Here is a 14,241-nt window from a genome sequence, read left to right as displayed (position 1 = left end):
AGAATGTATAAGATTTTAGTTGTCGATGACTCTGCACTCATGAGAAGAGTTATCTGTGATATTATCAATGCAGATAGTGATTTTCGTGTAATTGACGTCAGTGCAGACGGCGAAGATGCTTACAAGAAAATTAAAAATAATCCATACGATTTGGTTGTACTTGATATGATTCTTCCCAAGCTTACAGGCGTGGAATTGCTTGAAAGATTGCACAATGAGAGGATTGATTCAAACACAGTCCTAATCAGTTCTTCTTTAAAGGAAGATGCAGATAGTACAATGAAGGCAATGGAATATGGTGCATTGGATTTTGTGGTTAAGCCAATCCGTTCTAGCGGCGAAACCAGAGAAATCTTTGGAAGGCAACTTTTGGAAGCTCTTCACAATGTTACTAAATCCCGATCCTTTAAACAAATCGCTCCTAAGGCAAGCATAAGTGAGAATACAAGAGCTATAGGTGATTCTCACAGGAAGACAGCCGAAAGAATGGCTGGGATTAGAAGTCAGCTTGAGGAGGCTAAAAGAGGTATTGGTAGTGCGCAAACCAGTCCTTCAACAGTATCAAAGCCAGCAACAGGTACTGCTCCTACTCCTACAACAAGCTCTAATCAAAAGCCACCTGCTCCAAAGGGAACAGGAGTTAGAACTAAGAAGCTGATAGCACTTGCTTGTTCTACCGGAGGACCACAGGCACTTCACACATTTGTGCCAATGCTTCCACAAAGCCTATCTGTTCCTTTGGTTTTAGTGCAGCATATGCCTGAAGGATTTACAGGCTCACTTGCTGCCAGACTTGACCAAATCTCAACGATAAAGGTAAAGGAAGCGGAAGATGGAGAGTATTTTAAGCCTGGAGTAGTTTATATAACACCAGGTGGTAAGCACATGAAAATCTGCGAAGACGGAAGTCATGCTGCATATTGTCATTTAGATGACAGCCCACCGGTAAATAGCTTGAAGCCTTGTGCTGATGTTATGTATCAGTCACTGGCAAAAACAAGCTTTGATGAAATTATTTGTGTTGTACTTACTGGAATGGGTGCAGATGGTTCAGAAGGAATCAGATACTTGAATCAATACAAAAAGACTTACGTAATTTCGCAAGAGGCATCCACATGCGTTGTATATGGAATGCCTAAGGCAGTGGAACAAGGTGGTTTATCTAATGAGGTAGTACCACTTAAATCAGTAGCTAATTCAATAGTAAAGAAACTTGGAGGTTAGTAGGATGGATGTAAGTCAATATTTGGATATCTTTATCGACGAGACAAGCGGTCATATTCAGAGCCTTTCAGATAACATAATGGAATTAGAGAAAGAGCCTGAAAATAAGGATGTTGTAAATGAGATTTTCCGTGCTGCCCACTCTTTAAAGGGTATGGCTGGTACTATGGGATTCAAACGAATGCAGCATCTTACACACGACATGGAAAATGTTTTCCAGGAAGTTCGTAATGATAACGTTAAGGTTAACTCAAACCTTATCGACATTCTTTTTAAGTGTCTTGATGCTATCGAGGGCTACCTTGATACAGTAAAAGCAACTTCAAACGAAGGCGAAGAAGAAAATGAAGCTTTAATTAAGCTTTTGAATGACTATCTTGCTCAGGCTGAGGGTGGAGAAGCACCTGCAGGGGACGCAGCACCTGCCACAGAGGCAGCGCCAGCTGACGCAGCACCTGCTGCTGGCGAAGCAGATGGTCCTTTATTTAAGCATATGAATATTGAGCCTGAAACTGTTGAAAAGCTAAAGGGCGAAAAGCAGTTATATGGCTTCACAATCCATATTAATAAAGAGTGCTTACTTAAGGCAGCCAGAGCCTTCCTTGTATTTAAGGCAGTAGAGGAATTTGGTCAGATTATGGCCTTTGACCCAAGCTCAGGTGATATCGAAGATGAGAAATTCGAATTTGATTTTTCATTTATTCTTTCTAGTGAATCAGAACTTGACCCAATTCTTGAGTCTATAAAGACAGTTTCTGAAATAGATTCTGTTGAAGCTGAAAAGGTCACACCTGATATGTACGAAAAGAAGGAGGAAGAGGCAGCACCAGCGGCACCTGCACCAGCAGCTGAGGCAGCACCTGCTCCTGCACCAGCGGCACCTGCACCTGCAGCAAAGGCACCTGCAGCAAAGGCCGGAGCAAAGAATCAGCCAGCTAACAAGCCTGTTACTTCACGTACAATCCGTGTTGATATTGAAAAGCTTGATGCTTTGATGAATCAGGTTTCCGAGCTTATTATTGCAAAGAACTCACTTGCATCACAGTCTAATGCATCTGGTGAAATCGATCATCAGACATTACATGAGAATATTGAATACTTAGAGAGAATCACAACAAATCTTCATGAATCAGTTATGAAGGTTCGAATGGTTCCTATTGAATCAGTAGTTGCCAAGTTCCCACGTATGATTCGTGACCTTGACCGTAAGCTTAACAAGCCTATGGAACTTGTAATGACTGGTGAGGATACAGAGCTTGACCGTACTGTTGTTGATCAGTTAGGTGACCCACTTCAGCATTTACTTCGTAACTCTGCTGACCATGGTATCGAATCTCCTGAAGACAGAGCGGCAGCTGGAAAACCTGAAAAAGGTACTATTTTCCTTAATGCTTTCCAGGAGGGTAATAACGTTATCATCGAAGTAGGTGATGATGGTGGCGGTATTAACACTGATAAGGTTAGAGATAAGGCTGTCGAGCGTGGTCTTGTTACACCTGAAGAGGCAGAAAATCTTACTCAGAAGGAAATCATCGACTTCCTGTTTATGCCATCCTTCTCTATGGCAAAGCAGATTACAGATATTTCTGGTCGAGGCGTTGGTCTTGACGTTGTTAAGAGTAATATCGAAGCACTTGGTGGTGACGTATCCGTTAAGTCTGTTCTTGGTGAAGGCTCAACCTTTACGGTAAGATTACCACTTACGCTTGCTATTATTCAGGCTCTTATGGTTGAGATAAGAGATGAAAAATATGCGATTGCATTAGCTTCAATTATGAACATTGAAAATATTCCAGTATCTGATATCAAGTATGTTGAGTCTAAAGAGGTTATCCACCTTAGAGGCCAGGTTATTCCTCTTATTCACCTTGATAAGATCCTTGATTTCGAGCCAAAGGAAAGTGAAGAAGATACAATGACAGTTGTTATCTGTAAGAAGGGCGATACATTAGGCGGTATTATCGTAGATAATCTTATTGGACAGCTCGAAATCGTTATTAAGTCACTTGGAAAGCTTGACAATAACAAGCTCATTAGCGGTGCTACTATCCTTGGTGATGGCGAAATCGCTATGATTCTTGATGTCAACGCTGTTATTTAATAGGAGGTGAGACCATGTCAGATTTGGCTATGTATGATGTAGTTGAAAAAGAAAAGAAGCAATACATTGTAGTAAAAATTGGTGGCGAGCATTATGGTATCGACATTTCCTATATTGATAACATTGTTCGTATGAGTAAAATCACTAGAGTTCCAAAGGCGCCATCTTACTATAGAGGCGTTATTAATCTTCGTGGTGAGGTTGTTCCTGTAATGAGCCTTAGACGTAGAATGAATCTTGATGATGATGAATTTACAGATGCTTCTCGTATTATTATTCTTAAGCTTGATGCAGGTGGATTAATGGGCGTTATTGTAGATGAGGTTAAAGAAGTTCTTTCTTTATCAGAGGATGATATTGAAGCACCTTCCTCTACACTTAAGAGCAAAAACTCTTTCATTAATGGTGTAGGCAAAAATGGTGACGAGCTTATTTCTATCTTTGAGATTAGCTCAATTATTGGGGAAAATGATGCTTCTTAATGGGAGGTTTTTATGCTCACACTTGATGAAGTTAATGAGAAATATTTTGATGTCCTCAAGGAAATAGGTAATATTGGCGCTGGCAATGCAACAACTGCCATCGCCAATATGCTTGGCCTTAGAATTGATATGAGCGTTCCAGAGGTTGCATTTTTACCTGTTGAGGAATTAGGTTCAGCAATTGGCGCAGAGGATGAGATAATTGTTGGTATATTACTTGGTGTTGAAGAAGACATAGATGGTTCTATGATGTTTTTGATGGATATGGCCAGTGCACATCATATCGTTAACAAACTTATGATGAGAGATGATTCGTATAACGAACCTTTTGACGAAATGGATTTGTCTGCAATTAAGGAAGTAGGAAATATTATTGCAGGCTCTTATTTGTCTGCATTATCCGGTCTTACAAACCTTACAATTGTGCCTTCAGTACCATTTGTTGCGGTAGATATGGCGGCAGCCATTCTGTCTGTTCCTGCTGTTCAGTTTGGAATTTTTGGCGATAATGCACTTATGATTAACACAGATTTTTCTGATGATTTAGGAATAAAAGGACATTTTATTCTTATGCCTGAGGAAGATTCGTATGCAAAGATATTAACGGCACTTGGTGTACCAATATAAGGAGTGTGTTTAGTTATGGGGCAGATGATTAAAGTAGGCATGGCCGATTTAAAGGTATGCAAAGCTCCAGATAATCTTACTACTATTGGTCTTGGGTCGTGTATTGGAATTGCGATTTACGATCCTTCCACAAAGATTACAGGGCTTGCACATATAATGTTACCGGACAGTACGTCGATTAGAAACAATTCTAATATTGCAAAGTTTGCCGATACTGGAATCCAAAAGCTTTATGATGACATGATTAAAGCAGGGGCAAATAAGGCTAGACTTGTTGCTAAGATTGCAGGTGGCGCCAAGATGTTCGAAATGCCTGGAGCTAACGCAGCAGGAATTAATGTTGGTCAAAGAAATGCGGAGGCATCCAGGGCAAAGCTGAAGCAGTTGGGCGTTAGACTTGTAGCGGAAGATTGTGGCCTAAATTATGGTCGAACAGTAGAAATATACAGTGAATCTGGTGATTACTATATAAAAGCAGTTGGCAAAGAGTTAAAGATTATTTAAAATATATACTAGATGGTTGGAGGAAAGGATGAATACTAAGCCTATACCTATTATTATCACACTAGTTGCGGCATTAATTTCATGCGTCATTTCTATTATGCAGCATGCTGATTTTTCCGTTTTTGTGACAAGGCTTTTAGTTGTCGTTTTGATTTTCCTTTTTATGGGGACTGTCATTAAGATTATTTTAGATTATTCGTTTAGAACTTTGGAACCAACTGCATCTGTAGACGAACAGATGAATGCAATTATGCCAGAAGAAGCTGGTGAGGAATTACCAGAAGAGGATGTTACAACAACAGAGGAAAATTCGAGTGAATCTGAGGAAGGTTAAAACAATAAGATTACTCGTATTGAAGGGGGCATAAATGAAAGCAGGTGACAGAGAAAAGCTCTGGGATAAATATAAAGTTAATCCCTCTAGTGAGCTTAGAGAACAATTAATACTTGAATATGCGCCACTTGTTAAAATTGTTGCAGGCCGACTCTGTATGTATTTGGGAAATACAGTAGAGTATGAGGATTTATGCAGCTATGGTATTTTTGGCCTTATTGATGCTATAGATAAGTTTGATTTAGCTAAGGATGTTAAATTCGAAACTTATGCTAGTTTACGTATCAGAGGTTCAATTTTGGACCAAATCAGAAAGATGGATTGGATTCCACGTACCATTAGACAGCGTCAAAGAATGATTGATGATGCAATCAAAAACATTGAAGCGCGAACAGGCCGCAGTGCATCTGATGAAGATGTTGCTGCAGAATTAAATATATCTCCTGATGAATTTATGAAATGGCAATCACAGCTTAATGTTACAAACGTTGTTTCATTAAATGAATTCGTTGAATCTGGCAATGAACCAGTTATGGAAGCTGAGCATAATTCTCATTTCATTCAACCGGAAGATAATATTTCAAAGCAGGAATTATCTGAAAAGCTTAAGGAAGCATTAGATAAGCTTACAGAAAAAGAAAAACAGGTTATTTTATTGTATTATTATGAAGATATGACTCTTAAAGAAATCAGTGCAGCCCTAGAGGTATCTGAATCAAGAGTTTCACAGCTTCACACCAAGGCTCTTCAAAAAATGAGAACAACCCTTGGTGATTACATGGGAATTTTAACAAATAAATAATTTGGTAGTTTAATTGTATGGTATTCCAACAGGGAGGGAATGTTATGTCAATTAGTCCAATTAATTTCAATGGAATGATTCAAAACACCAATGAAATTAGTAACACAAAAGCTAATGAAGACCAAAAACCTTTGCTTCAGCAGGCGGCTTTGACTGACACAGTTGAAAAGCATCAGGATCAGCTTGCACATCAGGTTAATGACACCTACAACGCTAAGAAAGCAGAAGATTCTTACGATAGAGAAGGTAATGGCAAAGGTTACGAGGGTAATAAAAAACGTAAACCTCCTAAAGATAAAAAGGGACAGAATTTAGATGGTGATGGCTCAGTTAAAGATAAGTCAAAGCCTTCGTTTGACATGAGAGTTTAAAGGGGGACTTATAATGACAGTACTTGAAATTGTACTCCTAATCATTGGGTTAGCCTTTTGCATTGGGAGTTTTTTTGTGTCTGAAAAGTTATCTGAAAAGGATAGGGAAAATCTTCAAAAGCTTACAAAGGACCAAATCGAACAAATAATAAGAGATAAAATGGCAGATGCTAAAGTGGAGTTAGAGGATAAACTATCCGCCACTATCGATGATGCCATGGAAGAAATGGATAGGAAAACTGATAAAGAGACCAATCAGAAGATAATGGAAATTTCAGAGTACTCCGATACGGTTTTAGAGTCTGTTGATAAGTCCCATAAAGAAGTGACCTTTATGTATTCTATGCTTAATGAAAAGCAGCAGGATACTGTAGATATGACAAAAAAGCTTTCTGAATTAGAGGACACTCTTGTTGCTTTAGATTCATCTATTGCTAAAAAGCTTGATTTACTTAGAGACAGAGAAATTGAAATCGAAGGTGAAATGGCGGCTTTAGAAAAAGCGAAGGAAGAATCACAAAAGCCATTTGTTGCTCTTGGAGAAGCCGTAGAAAAACCAATCTCATTTACAGAAGCTTTAGCTGAGAAATTCGCAGATGAATCGCCAGCTATTAAGCAAAGCGGCAACATGGAAATATTAACTTTGCATGACGAGGGCCTTACTGAGGTTGAGATAGCTAAAAAGCTAGGAAGAGGCTTAGGTGAAGTTAAGTTTGTTCTTGGTCTTTATCAGGAGGGGAGAAGATGAGAATAAAATACTATATTAGAGGAATTGGAATTGGTATAATTTTTGCCACACTGATTTTGTCTATTAGCTTTTATTTTGGTAAAGACAGTTTTGCAAAGGAAAAACTTTCAGACGAGGAAATAATTGAAAGAGCCACAGAGCTTGGAATGGTTATGAATACATCTGATGAAGAAAATTCCGAAGAAGTTGCTGAAGAATCAGATGAAAATAATATTGAAAAAGAAGCAACAGTAACTGCCGAGGCAGCTCCTCAAATAGAAGATGTTTCCGAAGAAGAAAGTGAAGAGCCAGAAACTGTTACTTATATTCCGTTTACAGTGCGAGGTGGCGAATCATCTGAAATGGTTTGCAAAAATCTTAAAAAAGCAGGTCTTATTGACTCTGTTGATGATTTTAATAAATATCTAAGCAAAATTAAGGTGGATAATCTTATTCAAGCGGGTACATTTTATGTTAAACAGGGTAGCACCTATGACGACATAGCAGCTTTACTTATAAATAAGGATTCTAGAACGACAACTCCACCAAAGCAGAATTAAAAGATAAGCTTGCAACAGCTCTAAATCTATGGTAAATTATAAGGGCTGTTGAAAATACACGCGTGAGGACTAACATTGGTTCCCAACCTATTGTAGGCAGGGTTTTTGTTAGGAAGAATCATGCGGAAGAACAAACCAGGAGGTATTAAAATGAGTGTTATTTCAATGAAGCAGTTACTTGAGGCAGGTGTTCACTTTGGACATCAGACACGTAGATGGAACCCTAAGATGGCTCCTTACATCTACACAGAGCGTAATGGTATCCACATTATCGACCTTCAGAAGTCTGTAGGTATGGTAGACGATGCTTACGATGTTATCTTCGATATCGCACAGCAGGGTGGCACAATCCTTTTCGTTGGTACAAAGAAGCAGGCTCAGGACGCTATCGCATCTGAGGCAGAGCGTTGCGGTATGTTCTATGTAAACGAGAGATGGCTCGGTGGTATGCTTACAAACTTTAAGACAGTTCAGACAAGAATTGCACGTCTTAAGGAAATCGAGAAGATGGAAGCAGACGGAACATTCGATCTTCTTCCAAAGAAGGAAGTTACAGGACTTAAGAAGGAGCAGGAGAAGCTTACAAAGGTTCTTGGCGGTATTAAGGAAATGAACAGAATTCCTGACGCTATCTTTGTTATCGATCCTAAGAAGGAGCACATCTGTATCCAGGAAGCACACGCACTTGGTATTCCACTTGTAGGTGTTTGTGATACTAACTGTGATCCTGATGAGCTTGATTATGTAATCCCTGGTAACGATGATGCTATCCGTGCAGTAAAGCTTATCGTTGCAAAGATGGCAGATGCTGTTATCGAAGCAAAGCAGGGTGAGATGAACGAAGTTGCTGAGGAATCAGCAGAATCAGTAGAGGAGGCATAAGATTATGGCAGCTATTACAGCAGCAATGGTAAAAGACCTTCGCGAGCAGTCTGGCGCAGGTATGATGGATTGTAAGAAGGCACTCTCTGAGTGCGATGGTGATATGGATGCAGCTTTCGAGCTTCTTCGTAAGAACGGTGCAGCTAAGGCTGAAAAGAAGGCATCTCGTATCGCAGCAGAGGGTATCTGCAAGGTTGTTGTAGAAGGCAACACAGCAGTTGTTCTTGAGGTTAACTCTGAGACAGACTTCGTTGCTAAGAACGAAAAGTTCCAGACTTATGTAGAGAAGGTTGCAAACCAGATCCTTAAGTCAGATGTTAAGACAATTGATGAGTTATTAGCTCAGCCATGGGCAGAGGATTCATCAAAGACAGTTAACGACGTACACATCGAGATGGTTGCTACAATCGGTGAGAAGCTTTCTCTTAGAAGATTTGAGAAGGTTACAGCTGATGGTTTCGTAGTTTCTTATACTCACGGTGGCGGACGTATCGGCGTTATCGTTAACATGGCTGGCGCAGAGAGCGACGCAGCTAAGGAAGCAGCTACAAACATTGCTATGCAGATCGCTGCTCTTAATCCAAAGTATGTATCTCGTGATGAGGTATCTGCTGATTATATTGCACATGAGAAGGAAATCCTTCTTGCTCAGATCATGAACGATCCTAAGGAATCTCAGAAGCCTGAAAAGGTTATCAACGGCATGATCGAAGGCCGTGTTTCTAAGGAACTTAAGGAAATCTGCTTACTTGATCAGGTTTATGTTAAGGCTGAAGATGGAAAGCAGACAGTAGCTAAGTACTTAGAGCAGGTTTCTAAGGAAACTGGTTCTGAGATTACAGTTAAGAGCTTTGTTCGTTTTGAGACTGGTGAAGGTCTTGAGAAGAAGAACGAAGACTTCGCAGCAGAAGTTGCAGCTCAGCTTTAATCATGATTTTAAAAGAGTCCACATTTTGTGGGCTCTTTATTTTTTTACCTTTATCTTGCGATTACGTTGTGATAAAATAATAAAGGAATTTTCAATGGGGAGGGGTTGTTTTGGAAAAATTAAACGAGGAATTGGAGAGACAACGCGCTAAGCGGAAACGTGTTGCTCGCATGAAAAGATTTATTGTTACAACTATTCTTTCATTTATGCTTATTACCTTTACGACTTTGGGAGTATTGTGCTATCAGGTTATCTCCCTCAAGCGTGAATTGAAAGAAATATCAAAAATGGTTTATGTATCAACTGATGTCGCTGATTCTAATGAAATGGTTGATGATAGTATATTAGATGATGTATACAAGGTTGATGATATCGACAATATTGCCGAAGAAGGCGATATTCCTAAGGTTTATCTTACCTTTGATGATGGTCCAAGTTCCAACACAGAAGAAATACTTAATATTTTAGATGACTACAATGTTAAGGCTACATTCTTTGTATGTGGCAAGGATTTGGAATTATATGGTGATGATTATAAACGTATAGTGGATGATGGCCATACCATTGGCATGCATTCGTATAGTCATAATTTTGGGGACATATATTCATCTGGTGAAGCTTTTGCTGCTGATTATATGAAGATTCATGACCTTATATTAAATACAACAGGTGTGGATACAAAATATTACAGATTTCCAGGTGGAAGCAGTAATAAAGTTAGTAGTACTAGCATGTCTACCTTTATTAATTATTTAAATGAACAAGGCGCTGTTTATTTTGATTGGAATGTTGCATCAGGAGATGCCACATCTCAAGCATTTACTTCTGAACAGCTTATTGATAATGTAATGAAGGATGTGGTAAAATACAAATCGTCTGTAGTATTGTTGCATGATGCGTCAAATAAGAATGCAACAGTAGAAGCTCTACCTGGATTGATAGAGTCTTTACAGGAACAGGGAGCGATGATTTTACCAATCACAGATGAAACAACAATTATACAACATGTAAATGTTGTACAATAAATAATATTGGAGGAAATGTTATGGGCTTTTTTAAAGATTTCAAAGAGGATTTCAATGATGCTTTAGATGAAATGGCTGGTACAGAAGAGGCACCTAGCGAAGAGGTTATGGTTAACACTCTTGATGGGGATATTGATGTTGAATCTGAGCTTAATAAGCTTGACGGTCTTCTTGAACAGGTTACAAAGAAGGTTGAGACACCAGTTGCAAACAAGCCTGAGGCTACAACAACTATGGAGCCTCAAGAAGAGAAGAAATCATTCTTCGACACAAGAAAAGAAACTAAAATGGAGGCACCTAAGACAATGGATGTTATGGGAAATGTGGCTGAGAACAGAACTCAGGCTTCAGATGAGAATGCAGTTATTACTGCTGGTATGAAAATTACAGGTAATGTTGAATCAATTGGTTCAATCGAAGTACAGGGTGAAATCGTTGGTGATGTTACATGTAATGGTAAATTAGTTATTACAGGTAAGGTAAATGGTAATTCACAGTCTTCTGAATTCTTTGCAGATGCTGCTAAGATTGAAGGAGAGGTTGTTACATCAGGAACAGCTAAGGTTGGTGTTGGTTCTGTAATCATTGGTAACATTACAGCTACATCAGCAGTTATTGCGGGTGCTGTTAAGGGTGATATTGATGTTAACGGTCCTGTTGTTGTTGATACATCAGCTGTTGTTATGGGTAACATCAAGTCTCGTTCAGTACAGATTAACAATGGTGCAGTTATCGAAGGTTTCTGCTCACAGAGCTATGCTGACGTTGATGTTAACAGCGTATTCAATATTTAATTTTAACAGAGGATTTTTGGCAAATGAAAAGAGTATTATTAAAGCTTAGTGGAGAAGCATTATCAGGTAATAAGGGGTTTGGATTTGATGAAGCTACATGTGTAATGGTAGCTAAGCAGGTTAAAAAACTTGTTGATGATGGTGTTCAGGTAGGCGTTGTTATTGGTGGCGGAAACTTCTGGAGAGGTCGCTCATCAGAGAAAATCGACAGAACAAAAGCTGATCAGATTGGAATGCTTGCTACAGTTATGAACTGTGTATACGTTTCTGAAATCTTCAGAACAGAAGGAATGAAGACATCAGTTCTTACACCTTTTGAATGCGGCAATGTTTCAAAGCTTTATTCAAAGGATAGAGCCAATAAGTATTTCGAAAGAAATATGGTTGTTTTCTTTGCAGGTGGTACAGGACATCCTTACTTCTCAACAGATACTGCTACAGTACTTCGTGCAGTTGAAATAGAAGCAGATGTTATCTTACTTGCTAAATCTATCGACGGTGTATACGATAGTGATCCAGCAAAGAATGCAGATGCTAAGCGTTATGATGAAATCAGCATCCAGGATGTTATCGATCAGAAGCTTCAGGTTGTTGATATGACTGCTTCAATCATTGCAATGGAGCAGAAGATGCCAATGTACGTATTCTCTCTAAATGAAGAGAATTCAATAGTAAAAGCTATTACAGGAAAATTTAATGGAACAGTTGTTACTGTTTAAGGAGGATTAATGGATAATATACTTTCAACATACGAAGAGAAAATGACAAAGAGCTACAATAATCTAGAAAGCGAATTCACTACAATTCGTGCTGGAAGAGCTAATCCACATATCTTAGACAAGATTACTGTTGATTATTATGGAGCTCCAACTCCACTTCAACAGGTTGCTAATATTTCTGTTCCAGAGCCACGTCTTATTCAGATTCAGCCATGGGAACCATCTCTTGTAAAGGAGATTGAGAAGGCAATCAATATGTCTGATATTGGAATCAATCCTACAAACGATGGAAAGCTTATTCGTCTTGTTTTCCCAGAGCTTACAGAAGAGCGTCGTAAGGAAATAGCTAAGGACGTTAAGAAGCATGGTGAGGATGCTAAGGTTGCTATCAGAAATATTCGTAGAGATGCAATTGATACACTAAAGAAGCACTCAAAGGACGAAGGTGTTTCTGAGGATGAAATCAAGGACCTTGAAGATAAGTGCCAGAAGATGACAGATAAGTTCATCGCTGAGGTTGACAAGGCTGTTGAAGCTAAGACAAAGGAAATCATGACAGTTTAATTTTTAATCTTATTAAGGGGCACAGTTATTGTGCCCTTTTCAATTTATTATTATTTTTTGGAGGTGCTATGAACGTACCAGAACATATTGCAATAATTCTTGATGGTAACGGAAGATGGGCTAAAGCCAAAGGAATGCCACGAACTTATGGCCATACTGTTGGTGCTAAGAATGTAGAAACAATCTGTAGAGCAGCCCATGATTTAGGCGTTAAATACGTCACAATGTACGCATTTTCTACCGAAAACTGGTCTAGACCAGATGATGAGGTAAAAGCTTTAATGAAGCTGCTTGGAGAATATATCAAAACTTGCATGAAAACTGCAAAAAAGGATAATCTAAGAGTCAGATTCATTGGAGATTTATCTAAGTTAGATGACAAACTAAGAGCCAGCATTGCTGAACTTACAGAGTATTCATCTCAGTTCACAGGATTAACACTTACAATTGCTATAAATTATGGAAGTAGAGATGAGATGACTCGAGCAATCAGAAAGATTGCAGGGGATGCAAAAGATGGCATAGTAGAAATAGATGATATAGATGAAATGTTATTTTCTAGCTATTTAGATACTAGAGATATACCTGATCCTGATTTTATGATTCGTACATCAGGAGAACAAAGATTGTCAAATTATTTATTATGGCAATTGGCTTACGCAGAGTTTTACTTTACACCTGTTGCATGGCCTGATTTTACACCAGAAGAGTTGAAAAAAGCTATTGAAGAATATGATAAAAGAAACCGTCGTTTTGGCGGAATATAGGAAGGAAATCTTATGTTTACTACACGTTTGATTAGTGGGATAATTCTTGTGGCTCTTGCCCTTGTTTTTATATGTACTGGAGGGAATGTTCTACTAGCAACAATGCTTATTCTTTCATTAATAGGAATGTTTGAGCTATATCGAATTTTTAAAGTGGAGAAAAGTCTTCCAGGAATACTAGGATATTTAGCCTGCATTACTTATTACATGGATCTAAAATTTAAGTTTTGTCAGGATAATATGGTTATTTTCCTTGGATTCTTAATTTTACTTTTAGCAGTATTTGTTTTTGGCTATCCTAAATATCACAGTCACCAGATTATGGCTTCATTTTTTGGTCTGTTTTATGTTGGTGTTATGCTTTCTTTCCTTTACCAGACAAGAATGCTTCCTGGTGGAGAGTTTATAGTATGGGCTATCTTTTTGTGCTCTTGGGGTTCTGATACTTCTGCTTATTGCGTCGGAGTTTTATTTGGTAAGCATAAAATGTCACCATTACTTTCACCTAAGAAATCCATTGAGGGTGCTGTAGGTGGAGTGTTAGGCGCTATGCTTTTAACAGCTATTTATTGTGTTGCAATTTCTGCAGCATTTCATATTGACGATTTTGTAATTCTTCCACTTGTTATTATTTCAGGTGTAGGTGCACTTATCTCTATGGTAGGAGATTTGGCAGCATCAGCTATCAAACGTAATTTTGAGATTAAGGATTACGGAAAGCTTATTCCAGGACACGGTGGTGTTCTAGATAGATTCGACAGTATGATAATTACTGCACCAATTATTTTCTTTTTAGCATATTATTTTTATGTTTAAAATTAACGATTAGA

18 protein-coding genes are annotated in these 14,241 nt (G+C 38.6%); all 18 read left to right on the top strand.

Annotated elements, in window-relative coordinates:
- Positions 1 to 3: 3 nt before the first annotated feature.
- Positions 4 to 1,224, top strand: a complete 1,221-nt coding sequence (gene cheB / locus G611_RS0112150; RefSeq protein ID WP_028243855.1) for a chemotaxis-specific protein-glutamate methyltransferase CheB — start codon at positions 4 to 6, stop codon at positions 1,222 to 1,224.
- Positions 1,225 to 1,228: 4 nt separating this feature from the next.
- Positions 1,229 to 3,325, top strand: coding sequence for a chemotaxis protein CheA (locus G611_RS0112145; protein WP_028243854.1), 2,097 nt, complete (start codon positions 1,229 to 1,231; stop codon positions 3,323 to 3,325).
- A 14-nt stretch (positions 3,326 to 3,339) separates the two neighbouring features.
- Positions 3,340 to 3,807: a chemotaxis protein CheW gene (locus G611_RS0112140; RefSeq protein ID WP_028243853.1), complete on the top strand. Its 468-nt coding sequence runs from the start codon at positions 3,340 to 3,342 to the stop codon at positions 3,805 to 3,807.
- Positions 3,808 to 3,819: 12 nt separating this feature from the next.
- Positions 3,820 to 4,434, top strand: coding sequence for a chemotaxis protein CheC (locus G611_RS0112135; RefSeq protein WP_028243852.1), 615 nt, complete (start codon positions 3,820 to 3,822; stop codon positions 4,432 to 4,434).
- 15 nt (positions 4,435 to 4,449) lie between these two features.
- The gene (locus G611_RS0112130; RefSeq protein ID WP_028243851.1) at positions 4,450 to 4,938 is read left to right on the top strand and encodes a chemotaxis protein CheD; all 489 of its coding nucleotides are present in this window, start codon (positions 4,450 to 4,452) and stop codon (positions 4,936 to 4,938) included.
- Between the two features lie 28 nt (positions 4,939 to 4,966).
- Positions 4,967 to 5,272, top strand: a complete 306-nt coding sequence (locus tag G611_RS0112125; RefSeq protein ID WP_028243850.1) for a hypothetical protein — start codon at positions 4,967 to 4,969, stop codon at positions 5,270 to 5,272.
- Between the two features lie 34 nt (positions 5,273 to 5,306).
- On the top strand, positions 5,307 to 6,074 hold the full coding sequence (locus G611_RS0112120; protein WP_028243849.1) for a FliA/WhiG family RNA polymerase sigma factor: 768 nt from the start codon (positions 5,307 to 5,309) through the stop codon (positions 6,072 to 6,074).
- A gap of 44 nt (positions 6,075 to 6,118) precedes the next feature.
- Complete coding sequence (locus tag G611_RS0112115; RefSeq protein WP_028243848.1) at positions 6,119 to 6,445, top strand: hypothetical protein; 327 nt, start codon at positions 6,119 to 6,121, stop codon at positions 6,443 to 6,445.
- A gap of 76 nt (positions 6,446 to 6,521) precedes the next feature.
- The gene (locus G611_RS0112110) at positions 6,522 to 7,193 is read left to right on the top strand and encodes a DUF6115 domain-containing protein (RefSeq protein ID WP_155942293.1); all 672 of its coding nucleotides are present in this window, start codon (positions 6,522 to 6,524) and stop codon (positions 7,191 to 7,193) included.
- Positions 7,190 to 7,732 carry a hypothetical protein gene (locus tag G611_RS0112105; protein ID WP_028243846.1) on the top strand — a complete coding sequence of 181 codons (543 nt, stop codon included), beginning with the start codon at positions 7,190 to 7,192 and terminating at the stop codon, positions 7,730 to 7,732. The genes G611_RS0112110 and G611_RS0112105 overlap by 4 nt, the downstream gene beginning before the upstream one ends.
- Before the next feature lie 150 nt (positions 7,733 to 7,882).
- The gene (gene rpsB, locus G611_RS0112100; RefSeq protein ID WP_028243845.1) at positions 7,883 to 8,614 is read left to right on the top strand and encodes a 30S ribosomal protein S2; all 732 of its coding nucleotides are present in this window, start codon (positions 7,883 to 7,885) and stop codon (positions 8,612 to 8,614) included.
- Between the two features lie 4 nt (positions 8,615 to 8,618).
- A complete protein-coding gene (gene tsf, locus G611_RS0112095; protein ID WP_028243844.1) occupies positions 8,619 to 9,542 on the top strand; it encodes a translation elongation factor Ts in 924 nt (307 codons plus the stop codon).
- A gap of 110 nt (positions 9,543 to 9,652) precedes the next feature.
- The gene (locus G611_RS0112090; RefSeq protein WP_028243843.1) at positions 9,653 to 10,567 is read left to right on the top strand and encodes a polysaccharide deacetylase family protein; all 915 of its coding nucleotides are present in this window, start codon (positions 9,653 to 9,655) and stop codon (positions 10,565 to 10,567) included.
- 20 nt (positions 10,568 to 10,587) lie between these two features.
- Complete coding sequence (locus G611_RS0112085) at positions 10,588 to 11,361, top strand: polymer-forming cytoskeletal protein (protein ID WP_028243842.1); 774 nt, start codon at positions 10,588 to 10,590, stop codon at positions 11,359 to 11,361.
- A 23-nt stretch (positions 11,362 to 11,384) separates the two neighbouring features.
- The gene (gene pyrH, locus G611_RS0112080; protein ID WP_028243841.1) at positions 11,385 to 12,080 is read left to right on the top strand and encodes a UMP kinase; all 696 of its coding nucleotides are present in this window, start codon (positions 11,385 to 11,387) and stop codon (positions 12,078 to 12,080) included.
- A 9-nt stretch (positions 12,081 to 12,089) separates the two neighbouring features.
- Complete coding sequence (frr, locus tag G611_RS0112075; RefSeq protein ID WP_028243840.1) at positions 12,090 to 12,644, top strand: ribosome recycling factor; 555 nt, start codon at positions 12,090 to 12,092, stop codon at positions 12,642 to 12,644.
- Positions 12,645 to 12,712: 68 nt separating this feature from the next.
- Complete coding sequence (locus G611_RS0112070) at positions 12,713 to 13,411, top strand: isoprenyl transferase (RefSeq protein WP_028243839.1); 699 nt, start codon at positions 12,713 to 12,715, stop codon at positions 13,409 to 13,411.
- Positions 13,412 to 13,423: 12 nt separating this feature from the next.
- Positions 13,424 to 14,227, top strand: a complete 804-nt coding sequence (locus tag G611_RS0112065; protein WP_028243838.1) for a phosphatidate cytidylyltransferase — start codon at positions 13,424 to 13,426, stop codon at positions 14,225 to 14,227.
- Positions 14,228 to 14,241 lie beyond the last annotated feature (14 nt).

This window comes from Pseudobutyrivibrio ruminis AD2017 (genome assembly GCF_000424305.1).
Taxonomy (GTDB): domain Bacteria; phylum Bacillota; class Clostridia; order Lachnospirales; family Lachnospiraceae; genus Pseudobutyrivibrio; species Pseudobutyrivibrio ruminis_B.
The sequence above is the reverse complement of the archived record's forward strand: the minus strand, read 5'-3'. Positions and strand labels throughout refer to the sequence as shown.

What these genes read in the sequence shown, in the direction of transcription:
- cheB (WP_028243855.1), top strand. Translation starts at nt 4, where the DNA reads ATGTATAAGATTTTAGTTGTCGATGACTCTGCACTCATGAGAAGAGTT.
- frr (WP_028243840.1), top strand. Translation starts at nt 12,090, where the DNA reads ATGGATAATATACTTTCAACATACGAAGAGAAAATGACAAAGAGCTAC.
- G611_RS0112145 (WP_028243854.1), top strand. Translation starts at nt 1,229, where the DNA reads ATGGATGTAAGTCAATATTTGGATATCTTTATCGACGAGACAAGCGGT.
- G611_RS0112130 (WP_028243851.1), top strand. Translation starts at nt 4,450, where the DNA reads ATGGGGCAGATGATTAAAGTAGGCATGGCCGATTTAAAGGTATGCAAA.
- G611_RS0112065 (WP_028243838.1), top strand. Translation starts at nt 13,424, where the DNA reads ATGTTTACTACACGTTTGATTAGTGGGATAATTCTTGTGGCTCTTGCC.
- G611_RS0112140 (WP_028243853.1), top strand. Translation starts at nt 3,340, where the DNA reads ATGTCAGATTTGGCTATGTATGATGTAGTTGAAAAAGAAAAGAAGCAA.
- pyrH (WP_028243841.1), top strand. Translation starts at nt 11,385, where the DNA reads ATGAAAAGAGTATTATTAAAGCTTAGTGGAGAAGCATTATCAGGTAAT.
- G611_RS0112085 (WP_028243842.1), top strand. Translation starts at nt 10,588, where the DNA reads ATGGGCTTTTTTAAAGATTTCAAAGAGGATTTCAATGATGCTTTAGAT.
- rpsB (WP_028243845.1), top strand. Translation starts at nt 7,883, where the DNA reads ATGAGTGTTATTTCAATGAAGCAGTTACTTGAGGCAGGTGTTCACTTT.
- G611_RS0112125 (WP_028243850.1), top strand. Translation starts at nt 4,967, where the DNA reads ATGAATACTAAGCCTATACCTATTATTATCACACTAGTTGCGGCATTA.
- G611_RS0112115 (WP_028243848.1), top strand. Translation starts at nt 6,119, where the DNA reads ATGTCAATTAGTCCAATTAATTTCAATGGAATGATTCAAAACACCAAT.
- G611_RS0112120 (WP_028243849.1), top strand. Translation starts at nt 5,307, where the DNA reads ATGAAAGCAGGTGACAGAGAAAAGCTCTGGGATAAATATAAAGTTAAT.
- G611_RS0112105 (WP_028243846.1), top strand. Translation starts at nt 7,190, where the DNA reads ATGAGAATAAAATACTATATTAGAGGAATTGGAATTGGTATAATTTTT.
- G611_RS0112135 (WP_028243852.1), top strand. Translation starts at nt 3,820, where the DNA reads ATGCTCACACTTGATGAAGTTAATGAGAAATATTTTGATGTCCTCAAG.
- tsf (WP_028243844.1), top strand. Translation starts at nt 8,619, where the DNA reads ATGGCAGCTATTACAGCAGCAATGGTAAAAGACCTTCGCGAGCAGTCT.
- G611_RS0112070 (WP_028243839.1), top strand. Translation starts at nt 12,713, where the DNA reads ATGAACGTACCAGAACATATTGCAATAATTCTTGATGGTAACGGAAGA.